The organism is Streptomyces sp. NPDC055962, assembly GCF_042270185.1.
Taxonomy (GTDB): domain Bacteria; phylum Actinomycetota; class Actinomycetes; order Streptomycetales; family Streptomycetaceae; genus Streptomyces.
The window spans coordinates 167,859-184,800 of the sequence record NZ_JBHJYN010000001.1 but is presented as its reverse complement, the minus strand read 5'-3'; the positions used below and the strand labels follow the sequence as shown (position 1 = coordinate 184,800).

17 protein-coding genes and 5 tRNA genes are annotated in these 16,942 nt (G+C 70.3%); 15 read left to right on the top strand and 7 right to left on the bottom strand.

All coding sequences use genetic code 11. The features are described 5' to 3' along the window. Nucleotides 1-15 precede the first annotated feature (15 nt). The 4 genes from ACFC51_RS00845 to ACFC51_RS00830 form a co-directional block, all read right to left on the bottom strand. Nucleotides 16-597, bottom strand: coding sequence for an ATP/GTP-binding protein (locus ACFC51_RS00845; protein WP_015611636.1), 582 nt, complete (start codon nt 595-597; stop codon nt 16-18). Beyond that, nucleotides 578-985 carry a DUF742 domain-containing protein gene (locus ACFC51_RS00840; RefSeq protein WP_003966010.1) on the bottom strand — a complete coding sequence of 136 codons (408 nt, stop codon included), beginning with the start codon at nt 983-985 and terminating at the stop codon, nt 578-580. The genes ACFC51_RS00845 and ACFC51_RS00840 overlap by 20 nt, the downstream gene beginning before the upstream one ends. A gap of 134 nt (nt 986-1,119) precedes the next feature. After that, a complete protein-coding gene (locus ACFC51_RS00835) occupies nt 1,120-1,533 on the bottom strand; it encodes a roadblock/LC7 domain-containing protein (RefSeq protein WP_006127850.1) in 414 nt (137 codons plus the stop codon). A gap of 9 nt (nt 1,534-1,542) precedes the next feature. Continuing rightward, nucleotides 1,543-5,202 (bottom strand): nitrate- and nitrite sensing domain-containing protein, encoded by a 3,660-nt coding sequence (locus ACFC51_RS00830; protein ID WP_376372845.1) that lies wholly within the window; start codon nt 5,200-5,202, stop codon nt 1,543-1,545. Between the two features lie 608 nt (nt 5,203-5,810). Between ACFC51_RS00830 and ACFC51_RS00825 the strand changes: the two genes are divergently transcribed. From ACFC51_RS00825 to ACFC51_RS00785, 9 genes are all read left to right on the top strand, one after another. Continuing rightward, nucleotides 5,811-5,993 (top strand): hypothetical protein, encoded by a 183-nt coding sequence (locus tag ACFC51_RS00825; protein WP_376372842.1) that lies wholly within the window; start codon nt 5,811-5,813, stop codon nt 5,991-5,993. Between the two features lie 103 nt (nt 5,994-6,096). After that, complete coding sequence (locus ACFC51_RS00820; protein WP_376372839.1) at nt 6,097-6,873, top strand: fumarylacetoacetate hydrolase family protein; 777 nt, start codon at nt 6,097-6,099, stop codon at nt 6,871-6,873. Then, nucleotides 6,866-8,338: a glutamate--tRNA ligase gene (gltX, locus tag ACFC51_RS00815; protein ID WP_376526298.1), complete on the top strand. Its 1,473-nt coding sequence runs from the start codon at nt 6,866-6,868 to the stop codon at nt 8,336-8,338. The genes ACFC51_RS00820 and gltX overlap by 8 nt, the downstream gene beginning before the upstream one ends. Before the next feature lie 160 nt (nt 8,339-8,498). Then, nucleotides 8,499-9,209 (top strand): HAD family hydrolase, encoded by a 711-nt coding sequence (locus tag ACFC51_RS00810; protein WP_376372836.1) that lies wholly within the window; start codon nt 8,499-8,501, stop codon nt 9,207-9,209. Nucleotides 9,210-9,294: 85 nt separating this feature from the next. Continuing rightward, nucleotides 9,295-9,366, top strand: a tRNA-Gln gene (locus tag ACFC51_RS00805). 19 nt (nt 9,367-9,385) lie between these two features. Then, nucleotides 9,386-9,458: transfer RNA gene (locus ACFC51_RS00800), tRNA-Glu, on the top strand. 84 nt (nt 9,459-9,542) lie between these two features. Next, a tRNA-Glu gene (locus tag ACFC51_RS00795) sits at nt 9,543-9,615 on the top strand. 12 nt (nt 9,616-9,627) lie between these two features. Further along, nucleotides 9,628-9,699, top strand: a tRNA-Gln gene (locus ACFC51_RS00790). A 20-nt stretch (nt 9,700-9,719) separates the two neighbouring features. Further along, nucleotides 9,720-9,792: transfer RNA gene (locus tag ACFC51_RS00785), tRNA-Glu, on the top strand. A 188-nt stretch (nt 9,793-9,980) separates the two neighbouring features. Here the strand turns inward: ACFC51_RS00785 and ndgR are convergent. Next, complete coding sequence (gene ndgR / locus ACFC51_RS00780; RefSeq protein WP_033303994.1) at nt 9,981-10,697, bottom strand: IclR family transcriptional regulator NdgR; 717 nt, start codon at nt 10,695-10,697, stop codon at nt 9,981-9,983. 173 nt (nt 10,698-10,870) lie between these two features. Between ndgR and leuC the strand changes: the two genes are divergently transcribed. From leuC to ACFC51_RS00760, 4 genes are all read left to right on the top strand, one after another. After that, nucleotides 10,871-12,295 (top strand): 3-isopropylmalate dehydratase large subunit, encoded by a 1,425-nt coding sequence (gene leuC / locus ACFC51_RS00775; protein WP_376372834.1) that lies wholly within the window; start codon nt 10,871-10,873, stop codon nt 12,293-12,295. A 5-nt stretch (nt 12,296-12,300) separates the two neighbouring features. Further along, on the top strand, nt 12,301-12,894 hold the full coding sequence (gene leuD, locus ACFC51_RS00770) for a 3-isopropylmalate dehydratase small subunit (RefSeq protein WP_329233267.1): 594 nt from the start codon (nt 12,301-12,303) through the stop codon (nt 12,892-12,894). A 104-nt stretch (nt 12,895-12,998) separates the two neighbouring features. Further along, a complete protein-coding gene (locus ACFC51_RS00765) occupies nt 12,999-13,226 on the top strand; it encodes a hypothetical protein (RefSeq protein ID WP_376372831.1) in 228 nt (75 codons plus the stop codon). Nucleotides 13,227-13,368: 142 nt separating this feature from the next. Further along, a complete protein-coding gene (locus ACFC51_RS00760; protein ID WP_376372829.1) occupies nt 13,369-14,022 on the top strand; it encodes an HU family DNA-binding protein in 654 nt (217 codons plus the stop codon). A 111-nt stretch (nt 14,023-14,133) separates the two neighbouring features. Here the strand turns inward: ACFC51_RS00760 and ACFC51_RS00755 are convergent, their stop codons facing one another. Together ACFC51_RS00755 and cofC are read right to left on the bottom strand one after the other, a co-directional pair. Next, nucleotides 14,134-14,337: a hypothetical protein gene (locus ACFC51_RS00755; protein ID WP_147959669.1), complete on the bottom strand. Its 204-nt coding sequence runs from the start codon at nt 14,335-14,337 to the stop codon at nt 14,134-14,136. 10 nt (nt 14,338-14,347) lie between these two features. Next, nucleotides 14,348-15,031 carry a 2-phospho-L-lactate guanylyltransferase gene (cofC, locus tag ACFC51_RS00750; RefSeq protein WP_376372826.1) on the bottom strand — a complete coding sequence of 228 codons (684 nt, stop codon included), beginning with the start codon at nt 15,029-15,031 and terminating at the stop codon, nt 14,348-14,350. A gap of 148 nt (nt 15,032-15,179) precedes the next feature. Here cofC and ACFC51_RS00745 point away from each other — a divergent pair, with 148 nt between their 5' ends. Continuing rightward, the gene (locus ACFC51_RS00745) at nt 15,180-15,932 is read left to right on the top strand and encodes a lysophospholipid acyltransferase family protein (RefSeq protein ID WP_376372824.1); all 753 of its coding nucleotides are present in this window, start codon (nt 15,180-15,182) and stop codon (nt 15,930-15,932) included. Next, complete coding sequence (locus ACFC51_RS00740) at nt 15,929-16,939, top strand: NAD(P)H-dependent glycerol-3-phosphate dehydrogenase (protein WP_376526296.1); 1,011 nt, start codon at nt 15,929-15,931, stop codon at nt 16,937-16,939. Before ACFC51_RS00745 ends, ACFC51_RS00740 begins: the two co-directional genes overlap by 4 nt. Nucleotides 16,940-16,942 lie beyond the last annotated feature (3 nt).

Sequence of the window (16,942 nt, the reverse complement as noted above, 5' to 3'; positions counted from 1 at the left end):
GCTACCGACTTGCGGCTACTTCAGCCGGGCCATGAGGGCGTGCTCGACCAGCGTGATCAGGCCGCTCTTGGCGTCCGCGCGGTGCCGGGCGTCCGTCGTGATGATCGGGGCGTCGGGGCCGATCTGGAGGGCTTCGCGTACTTCGTCGGGTGTGTAGGGCTGGTGTCCGTCGAAGCCGTTGAGGGCGATGACGAAGGGGAGGCCGCTGTTCTCGAAGTAGTCGACGGCGGGGAAGCAGTCGGCGAGGCGGCGGGTGTCGACGAGGACGACGGCGCCGATGGCGCCGCGGACCAGGTCGTCCCACATGAACCAGAAGCGGTCCTGTCCGGGGGTGCCGAACAGGTACAGGATCAGGTCCTGGTCCAGGGTGATGCGTCCGAAGTCCATGGCCACCGTGGTGGTGGTCTTGTCCCCGGTGTGGGTCAGGTCGTCGATGCCCGCGGACGCGGACGTCATCACGGCTTCGGTGCGCAGCGGATTGATCTCCGAAACGGCACCGACGAACGTGGTCTTACCCACGCCGAAGCCCCCTGCCACCACGATCTTCGCCGAGGTGGTGGCGCGGGCCGTCCCGCCGCTAGAGCTTGCGAAGTCCACTGAGCACCCTTTCGAGCAGTGTCACATCCGGCGCGCCGCCGGCCTCTCCGTTGCCCGGCTGGTGGATGGCCACCATGCCGGCTTCCGCCAGGTCCGCCACGAGGATCCGCGCCACACCCAGGGGCATGGACAGCAGGGCCGAGACCTCGGCCACCGACTTCACCTCGCGGCACAGGTGGCAGATCCGCTGGTGTTCGGGGAGCAGGGTCCCCAGGTGTGCCGGGTCCGCTGTGGTGCTGACCAGCGCCTCTATCGCGAGCTGATAGCGAGGCCGGGTCCGGCCGCCGGTCATGGCATAGGGACGGACCAGCGGCTGGTCGCCTTCACCGTCGTACGACGCGTGGTGCAGTGCGCCGTACGGATCGGGTGAGGCGGGTGGCGGGGTCATAAATCCTCCGGGCGTGACAGCAGGGTGTCGGCTTGCCGTCTGAAGGTGGCCGGTGGGGGGCTGTGTCGGCCGGACGGGTGAGGGTTTTGAGTAGTACCTGGGGGGATCGTGTCAGGTGTATGCCGCATGGCCGCCTAGTGGAGCAGACTTCCTTGTAGCTCGGCGCGGAGGTCGGGGGTGAGGACGGTCCCCGCGCGGTCGACGAGGAGTGCCATCTCGTACCCGACCAGACCGATGTCCGCGTCCGGGTGCGCGAGGACGGCGAGCGAGGACCCGTCCGAGATGGACATGAGGAAGAGGAAACCTCTCTCCATCTCCACGACCGTCTGGCTCACGGCGCCGCCTTCGAAGATCCGGGAGGCCCCCGCCGTCAGCGACGTCAACCCGGAGGCGACAGCCGCCAGCTGATCGGCGCGGTCGCGCGGGAAACCTTCGGACATCGCCAGCAGCAGGCCATCCGCGGAGACCACCACCGTGTGGGACACCCCTGGGGTGTTGTCCACGAAGTTGGTGATCAGCCAGTTCAGATTCTGCGCGGCCTGACTCATGGGGCTCAACTAACGCTCCTGCTGGTGAGTGGGGCCGAGTTGGAAACTGCCGGTAGACGAGCCGGTGTTGGCCTGTCGTCCCTGCTGGATGCCCCGGCGGAGATTGGTCAGACGGCCGCGTACGTCATCGGGCGCACGCGAAACCTGAGGTCCGGACTGATGATTCTGCTGTTGCGCAGTGCCTGGCACCAAATTGGCACGTGGGACACGGCGGGGCAGCCCGGAAGTGGTGATCCCGCCGGCGGCGGGCTTCTTGACCCGCTCCGCCTGCCGTACGAGCTCGTCGTTGGGCGAAGCGCGCCACGAACTGGTGACTCCGCTGTCGGCCGCACCACGCCGCGGCATGGCCGGGGGCGGGGTGCCGGCGGGCTGGGGGGCGACCGGTGCCTGCGGCTCGGGGGCGGGCGGCTGGCCGCCCTGCTGCGGGCCGTGGAACCAGTTCGTCTCCAGCGTGTCGTACAGCGGCGTACGCCCGTCGCCGGGACCGGCCGGCGGCAGCGTCTCGGGCTGCTGCGGCAGGGCCGGACGACGCGGCTCACCCGCGGAGGGGGCCGGGAGGCGCGGTGCACCGAAGTCGGCGCCGTCGTTCCTGCGGGGAGCGGGAGCCTGCGGGGCCTGGGGGCCGTACCCCTGGGTTCCGTAGCCCTGCTCCTGCGGCCTCGGCGCGTTGAAGTCGGGCCGGGCGAACTGGGCGGTGCTCGCCGGGTCCTGGCCCTGGGGGGCCTGCGGCGCCGAGAAGTCCGGCCGGGCGAACTCCGCCGTGGCACCGGGGCCCTGACGGTCGTTCATCGGCGGACGCTGGTCCGTCGGGCTGAACGGATGGTTCGGGGCCGAGGTACCCGGACGGGCGAACCGGCCGGCGTCGTGCTCCTCGTGACCGCGCGGCGAGTCCGGCTGAGCACGCCGGGGGGAACCCTGCTCCTCGACACCCCAGCTCGTGTTCTGCGGACGCTGCTGCTGCGGGTTGCCGCCGGGCAGCTCGGCCCGCGGTCCGCCCGAGGGCGGCAGCTGGCGGCCGGGGCCACCGGGCTGCTGACCGCCCGGGTTGCCCTGGCCGGGCTGGGCGCCCTGCGGCGCCTGCCGTACCGGCGGGCCGCTCTGCTGGCCGGAGTGGCCGAAGAGGTTGGGGCGGCCCGAGTCGGCGCCGGCCGAGGGGTCCTGCGGGGGGCGTGCACCGGGACGGGCACCACCGGCGAACGCACCGGCGAGGCCGCCGCCCTGGCGGGGGGCCTCGGGCCGTCCCTGGCCGGGCAGGCCGGGGCCCTGCTGACCGGGGCCCTGCTGCGGCTGACGCGGTCCACCGTCACGCGAGGGGAGCGCGGCCCGCGGGGACGCGCCCGCTCCGACCTGTCCGCGCGGAGCGGTGGCACCCAGACCCTTGGCCGGAGCCGAGCCGGGACCGGCGAGTCCGGGACGCTGACCGCCCGCGGCGGGAGCGCCGCCGGCGAGGAGCCCGCCCGGGGCGCCGCCCTGCTGGCCCTTGCCCTGCTGGCCGGGCTTCGGCGGCTGCTTGCCGCCGTGCGCGACCTCCATGGGCAGCATGACCAGCGCGGTCGTGCCGCCGGAGTCCGAGGGGCGCAGCTGGATGCGGATGCCGTGACGCAGGGACAGTCGGCCGACCACGAACAGACCCATGCGCCGGGACACCGAGACGTCCACGGTCGGAGGCGAGGCGAGCCGCTCGTTGATCGCGGCGAGGTCCTCGGGGGAGAGGCCGATGCCGGTGTCGTGGATCTCGACGAGCACACGGCCGTCGGGCAGCGCGTGACCGGTGACCCGGACCTTCGTCTGCGGCGAGGAGAACGACGTGGCGTTCTCCAGCAGCTCGGCGAGGAGGTGCACGAGGTCGTTGACGACGCGGCCGGCGACCTCGGTGGCGGGCACCGCGGCCAGTTCGATGCGCTCGTACTGCTCCACCTCGGAGGCGGCGGCACGGAGAACGTCGACCAGCGGCACGGGCCGGGTCCACCGGCGCCCCGGCTCCTCACCCGCGAGGACGAGGAGGTTCTCGCCGTTACGGCGCATACGGGTCGCGAGGTGGTCGAGCTTGAACAGCGAGGACAGCTGGTCCGGGTCGGCCTCGCGGGACTCCAGCTCGGAGATGAGCGAGAGCTGACGCTGGATGAGGCCCTGGCTGCGGCGCGAGAGGTTGGTGAACATCGCGTTGACGTTGCCTCGCAGCAGTGCCTGCTCGGCGGCCAGTCGGACCGCCTCGCGGTGCACGTCGTCGAAGGCCGCGGCCACCTGGCCGATCTCGTCCCGGGAGTGCACACCGACCGACTCGACGGAGGTGTCGACGTCCTGCGGGTCCGTCTCGGAGAGCTGCTTGACGAGCTCGGGCAGCCGGTCCTGGGCGACCCGGGTCGCGGTGTCCTGGAGCCGGCGCAGCGAGCGGATCATGGACCGCGCCACGACGAAGGCGCCGACGAGCGACACGCCGAGGACGATCAGGATGATCGCACCGTTGAGGATCGCGTCGCGCTGCGACTCCTCACGGAGTTCGCGGGCCTTGCTCTCCATCTCACCGAGGAGCGTCTCCTCGATGGTCTTCATGGCCTGGATCTTGTTCGAGCTCTGGTCGTACCAGTCCATGTACGTGCGGGTCTTGCCGGTGCCCTCCATACCGAGGGGGCTGTCGAGCACCTTCTTCGCGTAGATGTCCGCGGCGGTGATCTCGGGGTTCCCGTTGTCCAGGGGAGCCAGCAGCTCGGCGGAGCTCTTGCCGGTGGACTCGTACGTCGTCTCGAAGGTCTTGAGCGTCGTGTTCGCCTTGCCGAGCGCGTTGCGCCCGAACGCCTGGTCGTTGTCGTTCAGGTGCGTCTTGCTGCTGTCACCGCCCGGCAGGGCCGCGGCGATGATCGCGCGCTCGACGGACGCGTACTCCTTGGACGAGGAGAAGGCGGCCAGCGCACGCGTCCGCTTGATCATCTCGGGGTTGCTGGTGGCCTGCGCCATGTCCTGCGAGAGGCTCAGCAGCGAGGTGATCAGCTGGCTGTACTGGTCGACCGTGTTGAGGCTGGGGCTGTCGGCGGCGTACGCGTCCTTGCGGATGCTGGTGATGTTGCCCAGCTGGACGCCGATCTGGCTGACACTCGCGTGGATGCTGTCCAGCGCCGCGTCGCCGGGCGTGTTGCCTATCTCGTCGGTGGCCTCGAAGAAGGCCGCCTTGGCACGGTCGGTGCGCTCACGGGGCTGCGTGACCTTGTAGTCGGTGGCCTTCACGCCGTTGGACAGCGGGCCGGCCGACTTGTCGCGCTCCTCCTGGAGCGCGTTGGCGAGCGCGGTCGCCTGCTTGGTCATCTTGGTCAGCAGCTGCATGTGCTCCAGCTGGTCCATGTCGTTCATGGACTCGTTGATCCGCAGTCCGCCCAGGGTGGTCGCCGCGACCACGGGGAGGGCGAGCAGGGAGACCAGACGCGTGCTGATGCGCCAGTTGCGCAGGGCGATGCGCGACCCGGCGGTGGTGGGACCCGCCGGAGTGACCGGCGCCGCGGCGTCCGAGCCGCCGGAGCCCGTCGTGCCGGTGCGCTGCGCTCGCTCGCCGCCGCCGTCACCGGCCGCGCCGGGATTCTGGGCGTGCTGGGGCGAGGAACCGCGGTCGTTCGCGCCGCGCGGCTCCTGCTCCGCCGGGGTTTCCCCTCGGCCCTGGCGGGGCTGGGGCGACCCCATGCCATCCCTCTTGAAACGTCCCTGCACTAGCGTCGCAACCTCTGGACCAGGCGTCCCTCCGCGCGTGGCGCGGCAGGACGGTGTCGGCGTCGTGGGGCGCTGGACGCGCCCCATGGTGGTCGTGAGTGACCGGCGTACTTCCCCCTCCCGCCGCCACTCGGCGCTGCGTTGCGCCCCTGCGCGCTGGGCCTGAAACCCGCGGCGGTGCGTGGAATTCCAGCACAGTGGAGGATCTCCAACAAGGCCCGCGTACCGGGCTGTGACCTGGATGACACGGTGTGATGGGCGGGTCACAAGGCGTGGAGCGTGTTCACGGTCAAACCGGGCAATTAAGGGTGCACCCTCCGGGGGTGACCGGTGTCCCAGACGCGATGATCGGGAGCGGAATAGCAGATTCAGTGACGGATTGTCGGTTTTGCATCCCGTGATCAACTGTCCGCAATGAGTGAATTGTCGGCAACTTCGTGAGCAAACTCACATGATGATCGCCGTCTCATCCCGGCCACGTCCGGGAATCGGATGTTTAGCCTGAAGCTTTACAGGGACACCGAATCCGACAACCGGCGCACCTCCGGGCCGCGCCCCAGCGACAAGGATCCATACGGCAGATGAAGACGACGATGACGTTCCGCAACATCGCCAACCCCCGGCGCACGACGCTGGCGCATCTCGAGGACGCCGCCGCGCTGCAGACGCCGGAGCAGCGGGAGCACGCCGTCGACCTGCCGACCCAGACGGCCAACCCGCGCCGCACCATCCTCATGGAGGCCCCGGCCGCGACGGCGGTCTGACGGCCGCAGCACACGGCGTCATGCGCACGGCCGTCCCCCTCCCGCGCGTTAGCCTGGAGCGTCAGTCTTCAGCCAGCCAGCAAGTGAGGGGCGACAGCATCCCGTGCGCATCGCCAGGTTCTCCATCGACGGCAATGTCGCCTTCGGCGCGGTCGAGGGCGACAGCCCCGACAGCCTCGTCCTCGACATCATCAAGGGCATCCCGTACACCGACTTCGAGCTCTCCGGGACCAAGGTCCCGCTGAAGAAGGTCCGGCTGCTCCCGCCCGTGCTCCCCAACAAGGTCGTGGCCATCGGCCGCAACTACGCGGAACACGCCGCCGAGATGGGCAACGAGGTCCCGGACGTGCCGGTCGCCTTCTTCAAGCCCACCACCTCGGTGATCGGTGCCGGCGACTCCATCGAGTACCCCTCCTTCTCCGAGGAGCTGCACCACGAGGCCGAGCTGGCCGTGGTGATCGGCCGCATGTGCCGCGAGGTCCCGCGTGAGCGCGTCAAGGACGTCGTCTTCGGCTACACCTGCGCCAACGACGTCACCGCGCGCGACGTCCAGCGCAGGGAGAGCCAGTGGGCCCGGGCGAAGGGCTTCGACACCTCCTGCCCGATCGGCCCCTGGGTGGAGACCGACGTCGACCCCGGCAACCTGGCCATCCAGGCCACCGTCAACGGGGAGCAGCGTCAGCTGGGCCGGACGAGCGACATGATCCGCTCCGTGGAGGACCTGATCGTCCACATCACGGAGGCCATGACGCTGCTCCCGGGCGACGTGATCCTCACCGGGACCCCCGCAGGGGTCGGTCCCCTGCACGTCGGCGACGAGGTCGCCGTCACCATCGAAGGCATCGGCACTCTCACCAACAAGGTGATCAAGCGTGGCTAACGCACCTGTCCGTGTACGTTTCTGTCCCTCCCCGACCGGCAACCCCCACGTGGGTCTGGTCCGGACGGCTCTCTTCAACTGGGCCTTCGCGCGGCACCACCAGGGCACGCTGGTCTTCCGCATCGAGGACACCGACGCGGCCCGTGACTCCGAGGAGTCCTACGGCCAGCTGCTCGACTCGATGCGCTGGCTCGGCCTGGACTGGGACGAGGGCCCCGAGGTCGGCGGCCCGCACGCCCCCTACCGCCAGTCGCAGCGGATGGACCTGTACAAGGACGTCGCCGAGAAGCTCCTGGCCGCGGGCCACGCGTACCCCTGCTACTGCACCACCGAGGAGCTCGACACCCGCCGCGACGCCGCCCGCGCCGCCGGCAGGCCCTCCGGGTACGACGGCCACTGCCGCGACCTGAGCGACGAGCAGAAGGCGGCGTACGAGGCGGAGGGGCGCACCTCGATCGTCCGCTTCCGGATGCCCGACGAGGCGATCACCTTCACCGACCTGGTCCGCGGGGACATCACGGTCCAGCCGGAGAACGTGCCGGACTACGGCATCGTCCGTGCCAACGGTGCTCCCCTCTACACGCTCGTCAACCCGGTCGACGACGCGCTGATGGAGATCACCCACGTCCTGCGCGGCGAGGACCTGCTCTCCTCCACCCCGCGCCAGATCGCCCTCTACCGGGCGCTCATCGAGCTGGGCATCGCCAAGGACACCCCGGCCTTCGGCCACCTCCCGTACGTCATGGGGGAGGGCAACAAGAAGCTCTCCAAGCGTGACCCGCAGGCCTCGCTCAACCTGTACCGCGAGCGGGGCTTCCTGCCCGAGGGGCTGCTCAACTACCTCTCGCTGCTCGGCTGGTCGATCGCCGAGGACCGCGACATCTTCGGCCGGGACGAGCTGGTGGCGGCGTTCGACATCGCCGACGTCAACGCCAACCCGGCGCGCTTCGACCTGAAGAAGGCCGAGCACATCAACGCCGAGCACCTGCGGATGCTCGACGTGAAGACCTTCACCGAGGCCTGCGGCCCCTGGCTGAAGGCCCCCTTCGCCCCCTGGGCGCCCGAGAACTTCGACGCGGAGCAGTTCGCCGAGATCGCCCCGCACGCCCAGACCCGCGTGACGGTCCTCTCGGACATCACGGCCAACGTCGACTTCCTCTTCCTGGACGAGCCCGTCGAGGACGAGGCGTCGTGGACCAAGGCCATGAAGGAGGGCTCCGACGCCCTGCTCGTCACGGCCCGCGCCGAGCTGACCGCGGCCGAGTGGAACGCCGAGGCGCTCAAGACGGCCGTCCTCACCGCAGGTGAGAAGCACGGCCTGAAGCTCGGCAAGGCGCAGGCCCCGGTCCGCGTCGCCGTCACCGGCCGCACCGTCGGCCTGCCGCTCTTCGAGTCCCTGGAGATCCTCGGCCGCGAGAAGACGATCGCCCGCATCGACGCGGCGCTGGCGAAGCTCGCCGCGTAACGGGCCGCACGCACGCCGGAGGCCGGGCTCCCCACGGGGAGCCCGGCCTCCGGCCGTTCACGGCGGGGGCGGCCCCGGCGCCGGCGCCGGCGGCGGAGGGCCGTCTCCTGACTCCCGTGTTCAGGCTTCTCCGCGATTTCGGGCGGGTAAGTTCACGGACATGGCGATTCGCGCGGTTCTCTGGGACGTGGACGACACGATCTTCGACTACGCGGGCTCGGACCGGACCGGTCTGCTGCGGCACCTCAGGGCGGAAGGGCTGCCCGAGAGTGACGAGGACCACCACGGCCGCTGGATGCGTATCGCCTCCGTCCACTGGGAGCGTGTCGCCGCGGGGGAGTCCGACTGGCCCGCGCACTGCCGTGACCGGGTGCGGGAGTTCCTGGACGCGGAGCTGAGCGACGAGGACGCCGACGCGTGGTTCCGCAGGTACGTCGGGCACTACGAGAGTTCCTGGGAGCTCTTCCCGGACGCCGTGCCCGTCCTCGACGCGCTGGCCGCCACGCACCGGCACGCGATCCTGTCGAACTCCTCCGTCGACCACCAGGAGCGGAAGCTGCGGGCCCTCGGCGTGCGCGACCGCTTCGAGGTCCTGCTGTGCGCCCAGGAGCTCGGCGTCTGGAAGCCGGACGCCAGAGCCTTCCGCACGGCCTGCGAGGCGCTGGAGCTCGACCCGCACGAGGTCGTCTACGTCGGGGACCAGCCGGACATCGACGCGGCCGGAGCCGTGGCCGCGGGTCTCGCCGGGGTGTGGCTGGACCGGCGCGGGCGGGGCGGGCGCCCCGAACTCGTCCGGATCACGGGGCTCGCGGAGCTCCCCGGCCTGTTGGCGGGCGATACCCGTTTTGGAGCGCCGGACACCTTCGGGTAATGTTCTTTCTGCGCCGCCCGAGCGGGCCGAAAGATCCGGCCGGGAAGCGCAGACAGAGACAAAGCCCTCAGGGGTTGCGTTTCAGTGGGCTATGGTGTAATTGGCAACACTACGGTTTCTGGTACCGTCATTCTAGGTTCGAGTCCTGGTAGCCCAGCGCAAGACCGAAGTAACAAGCCCCCGTTGTGTAGCGGCCTAGCACGCTGCCCTCTCACGGCAGTAGCGCCGGTTCGAATCCGGTCGGGGGTACAGATCCATCCCGCAGGAACATCGGGTCGCACCCAGGTTCCGGCGGTGACACCATCCGGCTCCGGCCGGGTGAGGATCGCCAGGGCCCCCGTTGTGTAGCGGCCTAGCACGCTGCCCTCTCACGGCAGTAGCGCCGGTTCGAATCCGGTCGGGGGTACTTGTCACACCATGGGCTATGGTGTAATTGGCAACACTACGGTTTCTGGTACCGTCATTCTAGGTTCGAGTCCTGGTAGCCCAGCGCAAGTCAGCAGTAACCACGCCCCCGTTGTGTAGCGGCCTAGCACGCTGCCCTCTCACGGCAGTAGCGCCGGTTCGAATCCGGTCGGGGGTACAACAGAGCAGTACGACAAGGCCCTTCACTTCGGTGAGGGGCCTTCTTCGTGTCCCTGTCGCGGATGTGCTCGCGCCGCCTGCGTGCTCGCGCGGGAGCGGACCGGGAGCGGAGCGTCCATCTCGCGTGCGTGACAGGTGACTTGGGCCGCCACGACGCTGGGGCGGCCGGAAGGGTGGGGAGGGTGTTCAGCCCGTGCGGCGCAGGGCCTCGCTGAGCCGGGCGGCCGAGTCGATGATGGCCTGTGCGTGCATCCGGCCGGGGTGGCGGGTGAGGCGCTCGATGGGGCCGGAGACCGACACCGCGGCGACGACCCGGTTCGAGGGTCCGCGGACCGGGGCCGAGACCGAGGCCACGCCCGGCTCGCGCTCGCCGATCGACTGGGCCCAGCCCCGCCGCCGTACGCCGGAGAGGGCGGTCGCCGTGAAGCGGGCCCCCTGCAGGCCCCGGTGCAGACGCTCCGGCTCCTCCCAGGCCATCAGGATCTGTGCGGAGGAACCCGCCTTCATGGTGAGGGTGGAGCCGACCGGCACGGTGTCCCGCAGTCCGGACAGGCGCTCCGCCGCCGCCACGCAGATCCGCATGTCTCCCTGCCGGCGATAGAGCTGCGCGCTCTCGCCGGTGATGTCCCGAAGATGGGTGAGTACGGGTCCGGCCGTCGCCAGGAGGCGGTCCTCGCCGGCCGCGGCCGCGAGCTCCGCGAGCCGGGGTCCGAGGATGAATCGGCCCTGCATGTCCCTCGCCACCATGCGGTGGTGTTCGAGTGCCACGGCCAGGCGGTGTGCCGTGGGCCGTGCGAGCCCTGTCGCCGCGACCAGCCCGGCGAGGGTGGCCGGACCGGACTCCAGGGCGCTCAATACCAGAGCTGCCTTGTCGAGAACGCCGACGCCGCTAGAGTTGTCCATACGACGATACTCGCGTCTCACTCTGTGAAACGCAAGTTCAATTTTCCCCGGAAGTTGCGAACCTGTACGTGCGGCCTTACAAAGGCCCGCAGCCACCGCCCCGCTCGGGGGTCCGGACGGCGGCGCCCGAATCTCTAGTTGGGCCGGCGATGACGCCGGCCGGAGGGAAAGCGATGGGTAGGACACTCGCGGAGAAGGTCTGGGACGACCATGTCGTCCGGCGCGCCGATGGCGAGCCCGACCTCCTCTTCATCGATCTGCACCTGCTGCACGAGGTGACCAGCCCGCAGGCGTTCGACGGCCTGCGCCAGGCCGGGCGCCCGGTGCGGCGTCTCGACCTCACCATCGCCACCGAGGACCACAACACCCCGACCCTCGACATCGACAAGCCGATCGCCGACCCGGTCTCCCGCGCCCAGCTGGAGACGCTGCGCAAGAACTGCGCGGAGTTCGGCGTCCGGCTGCACCCGCTGGGTGACGTCGAGCAGGGTGTCGTCCACGTGGTCGGCCCGCAGCTCGGCCTGACCCAGCCCGGCACCACCGTCGTCTGCGGCGACTCCCACACCTCCACCCACGGCGCGTTCGGAGCGCTGGCCTTCGGCATCGGCACCAGCCAGGTCGAGCACGTCCTGGCCACCCAGACCCTGCCGCTGGCCCGCCCCAGGACGATGGCGATCACCGTCGAGGGCGAACTCCCCGACAGCGTCACCGCCAAGGATCTCATCCTGGCCATCATCGCCCGGATCGGCACCGGCGGGGGCCAGGGCTACATCCTCGAATACCGCGGCTCCGCCATCGAGAAGCTCTCGATGGAAGCCCGGATGACCATCTGCAACATGTCGATCGAGGCCGGCGCCCGCGCGGGCATGATCGCCCCGGACGAGACCACCTTCGCCTACCTGAGGGGCCGCGACCACGCCCCCCAGGGCGAGGAGTGGGACGCCGCGGTGGAGTACTGGAAGACGCTGCGCACCGACGACGACGCAGTCTTCGACGCCGAGGTGGTCATCGACGGAGCCTCACTGGCCCCGTTCGTCACCTGGGGCACCAACCCCGGCCAGGGTGCTCCCCTGTCGGCGAACGTCCCCGACCCCGCTTCGTACGAGGACGCCTCGGAGCGCCACGCCGCCGAAAAGGCCCTGGAGTACATGGGGTTGACCGCCGGCCAGCCGCTGCGCGAGATCAGCGTCGACACGGTGTTCGTAGGCTCCTGCACCAACGGGCGCATCGAGGACCTGCGCAACGCGGCCTCGATCCTGGACGGCCGCAAAGTCGCCGACGGCGTACGGATGCTGGTCGTCCCCGGCTCCGTCCGGGTCGCCCTGCAGGCCGTCGAGGAGGGCCTGGACAAGGTCTTCACCGCGGCAGGCGCCGAATGGCGGCACGCGGGCTGTTCGATGTGCCTCGGCATGAACCCCGACCAGCTGGCCCCCGGCGAGCGCTCCGCCTCCACCTCGAACCGGAACTTCGAGGGCAGGCAGGGCAAGGGCGGCCGTACCCACCTGGTCTCCCCGCAGGTCGCCGCCGCCACCGCCGTGCTGGGCCATCTGGCCTCGCCCGCCGATCTGTCCGACGACCGCACGCCCGCCGGAGTCTGAGAGCCATGGAAGCATTCACCGCACACACCGGCCGGGCCGTCCCGCTGCGCCGCAGCAACGTCGACACCGACCAGATCATCCCCGCGCACTGGCTGAAGAAGGTCACCCGCGACGGCTTCGAGGACGGCCTCTTCGAGGCCTGGCGCAAGGACGAGAACTTCGTCCTCAACCGCCCGGAGCGCCAGGGTGCGACGGTCCTGGTGGCCGGCCCCGACTTCGGCACCGGCTCCTCGCGTGAGCACGCGGTCTGGGCCCTTCAGAACTTCGGCTTCAAGGCCGTCATCTCCTCCCGGTTCGCCGACATCTTCCGCGGCAACTCCCTGAAGAACGGTCTGTTGACCGTCGTGCTGGAGCAGAAGGTCGTCGACCGGCTCTGGGAGCTCACCGAGGCCGACCCGACGGCCGAGGTGACGGTCGACCTGGAGAAGCGCCAGGTCCTCGCGGACGGGATCACGGCCGACTTCGAGCTCGACGAGAACGCCCGCTGGCGACTGCTGAACGGGCTGGACGACATCAGCCTCACTCTTCAGAACGAAGCGGACATTGCGACTTATGAGGCGGCCAGGCCGTCCCACAAGCCGCGTACGATTGACGCCTGAGCAGCGCTTTTCCCGAACTGCGCCCTCTGCCGACCGGCAGGGGGCGCAGTCGCTTGTTGAGACCCCCTCGGGCGACAACTCGCCCCAGATGGCACAATCGGTGCATGGAACGCGACAGCCAACTCGAGCTCTATGGCCACGTCGCCGACCGATTGAAAGAAGCGCACGCAAAGGTGCGCGCACTGCAAGTCCCGGAGGGCGTACGGATGGCGCTGTCCCGGAAGCTGCTGGTCGTCACGGCCGCGGCTAAGCACGATCTCCCAGGCGCGGCAAAGCGTCTGGACCGGTTGATGAAGGACCTCGATGAGGGCCGATTCCCCGAAGGTGACTGACTCTGCGGACAGTGCAGCGGTCGACTTCGTTGCGGCACTAGGGTGATTAGCCCGTTTCGTGTTTGATTTGCGGTATATATCTGCCTAACGTGCGAAAAGGCCTGAACAGTTTCGTTCCGGCAATGTCTCCGAAGGGGAAGACGTGAACAAGGCGCAGCTCGTAGAAGCGATTGCCGACAAGGTCGGCGGCCGTCAGCAGGCCGCAGACGCTGTCGACGTGGTACTCGACGCGATCGTCCGTGCGGTCGTCGCGGGGGACCGTGTCTCGGTCACCGGCTTCGGTTCGTTCGAGAAGGTCGACCGGCCCGCCCGGTACGCCCGCAACCCCCAGACGGGCGAGCGCGTGCGGGTCAAGAAGACCTCCGTGCCCCGTTTCCGCGCGGGCCAGGGGTTCAAGGACCTGGTGAGCGGCTCCAAGAAGCTCCCCAAGAACGACGTGGCCGTCAAGAAGGCCCCCAAGGGCAGCCTCTCGGGCGGTTCTTCCACCCGTACGACGGCGAAGGCCGCCGCGAAGAAGGCCACCGCCAAGAAGACCACCGCGGCGAAGAAGGCCACGGCGGCCGCCAAGAAGACGACCGCGGCGAAGAAGACCACCGCGAAGAAGACCACGGCGGCGGCCAAGAAGACCACGGCGGCCGCGAAGAAGGCGGCCCCGGCGAAGAAGGCCACGGCCACGAAGAAGACCGTGGCGGCCAAGACCGCGCCCGCCAAGAAGACCACGGCGAAGAAGGCGCCCGCGAAGAAGACCACGGCACGCAAGACCACAGCCAAGAAGGTCACCGCACGCAAGAAGTGAGACCGGGCACCGCTCGTTCCTCATACGCGCCGGGCCGGGCTCCCCTCGGGGAGCCCGGCCCGCGGGCTGTTCAGGGGCCCGTCCGGGGCGCCGGCGGCCTCACCGGGGCCCTCAGAGGGTCTGCAGGGTCACCAGGGTGATCCGCAGCGAGGCGCCCTCGCCCTCGGTCTCGATCCGCACCCGCTGTCCCGGGCGCAGCAGCCGCAGGCCCCCCGCGTCGAACGCCGGTGCGTCGAAGTCCACCGGGGTGCCGTCGTCGAGCAGCACGCTGCCGGTGCGGGTCTCGGAGTCGTACGTGAACGAGGTCGCCTGCATGAGCGGCAGCCTATCGGTCCGCGGCGGGTGCCACCGGGGCCGTCAGCCCGGCGGTGAACCGCCCCACCCCGAGTGCCAGCGCCGCGGCGAGGTCGTCCCCCGTGTCCACGTCCCTGCGGACCGAATCGAGATCCGGCAGCCCGATCTCCACGGCACCCGAGGCCAGATGCCGTGCCCGGGACGCCCCGCCGAAGCCCGGACGCAATTCCACCCCGGACGTCGCGGAAAGAAATGTGGTGCCGATTCCCTGGGCGTCGGCGACAAAAGTGCGGGGAAATGCCGAAGAGAATGCGAGCACCCGCGCCAATTCCTCCGGGCGCAGTGCGGGAAGGTCCGCGTTCAGCACGGCCACCGCCGCACCCCCGCGCCGGGCGAGAGCCGAGCGCGCGCCGTGGGCCAGCGCCGCGTTGAGCCCGGCCGCCGGGGTGTCGGCCACCGTGTGCGCGCCGAGCGCGGCCAGCGCCGCCCCGGCCACCGGATCGTCCGTGACGACCACCACATCCCCCACCGCCCGGCAGGCCAGCGCCGCCGACACGGTGTCCTGTGCGAACGCAAGGGCCAGGCGAGGACGCAGGTCCCCGCCCACCGCCCGGGCCAGCCTGCTCTTGGCCCGTGCGAGCGGCTTCAGCGGGACGACCAGGGACCAGGGGCCGGTCGGGTCGGTGTTCGTGGCGATCTCCCCCTCCGTACGCATCAGCCCTTATTCTCGCCTGCCGGTACGACAACCCGGAGGTCCGCCCCCACGGGTGAGGCGTACGGTGTTCTCCACAGCAGGGGCCCCGGGGCGAAGGCAGCACGGCCTCCGGCCCCGCCGCAGCACAGTTCTAGAGGAAGGCGTCCGAGTGTCCCGCCGCAGAATCGGCTTCTGGTACCGCCTGGCGGCGGTCATCGCGAAACCGCCCCTGGTGGTTCTGTTCAAGCGGGACTGGCGGGGAATGGAACACATTCCGGCCGATGGCGGATTCATCACCGCGGTCAATCACAACTCGTACCTGGACCCGCTGTCGTACGGGCACTTCCAGTACAACACCGGACGTGTGCCCCGGCTGCTCGCGAAGGCGGGACTGTTCAGGACGCCCTTCGTCGGAATGATCCTTCGCGGCACCGGCCAGATCCCCGTCTACCGGGAGACGACCAACGCGCTCGACGCCTTCCGCGCCGCCGTCGACGCCATCGAGCGGGGTGAATGCGTCGCCTTCTACCCGGAGGGCACGCTCACCCGCGACCCCGACATGTGGCCCATGGCCGGCAAGACCGGCGCCGCGCGGGTCGCGCTGATGACCAAGGCCCCGGTCATCCCCGTCGCCCAGTGGGGCGCCAACCTCGCGATGCCGCCCTACGCCAAGGAGAACAAGCTCCGGCTGTTCCCCCGCAAGACCCTGCGGGTGCAGGCCGGGCCGCCGGTCGACCTCTCCCGCTACTACGGCCTCGAGCCGACGCCCGACGTCCTGCGCCAGGCCACCGAGACCATCATGGCCGCCGTCACCGCCCAGCTCGAGGAGGTGCGCGGCGAGAAGGCGCCCGCGGAGCCCTACGATCACCGCAGGGCCCGTGCTGAACAGCGGCGCAAGGCAGAGGGAAAGGGAACGACGTGACGCACCCCGCCAAGGCGGCCGTCTTCGGAACCGGCTCATGGGGTACGGCCTTCGCCATGGTCCTCGCCGACGCCGGCTGCGAGGTCACCCTCTGGGGCCGCAACGCCGAGGTCGTCGAGACCGTCAACAGGACCCGCACCAACCCGGGCTACCTGCCGGGTGTCGAGCTGCCCGCCTCGGTGCGGGCCACGACCGATCCCGCCGAGGCGCTGCGCGGCGCCGACTTCGCCGTACTGGTCGTGCCGTCGCAGACGCTGCGCGCCAACCTCGCGGACTGGGCGCCGCACCTGGAGCCCGGCACCGTGCTCGTCTCCCTGATGAAGGGCGTCGAACTCGGCACCGCCAAGCGGATGAGCGAGGTCATCGGGGACGTCACCGAGGTCACCCCGGACCGCATCGCCGTCATCACCGGCCCCAACCTGGCCAAGGAGATCGCGGAACGCCGCCCCGCCGCGGCCGTCGTCGCCTGCGCCGACGAGGACGTCGCCCGGCGCCTCCAGGCCGCCTGCCACACCCCGTACTTCCGGCCGTACACGAACGCCGACGTGGTCGGCTGCGAGCTCGGCGGCGCCGTGAAGAACGTCATCGGCCTCGCCGTGGGCATCGCCGACGGCATGGGCCTCGGCGACAACGCCAAGGGCTCCCTCATCACCCGGGGCCTCGCCGAGACCACCCGCCTGGGACTGGCCATGGGTGCCGACCCGCTCACCTTCTCCGGCCTGGCCGGACTGGGCGACCTGGTGGCCACGTGCTCCTCGCCGCTCTCGCGCAACCACACCTTCGGCACCAACCTCGGGCGCGGGATGACGCTCCAGGAGACCGTCGCCGTCACGAGCCAGACCGCCGAGGGCGTCAAGTCCTGCGAGTCCGTGCTCGATCTGGCGCGCAGGCACGGCGTCGACATGCCGATCACCGAGACGGTCGTCGGCATCGTCCACGAGGGCAAGCCGCCGGTCGTCGCCCTCAAGGAGCTGATGTCGCGCAGCGCCAAGCCCGAGCGACGCTGACTC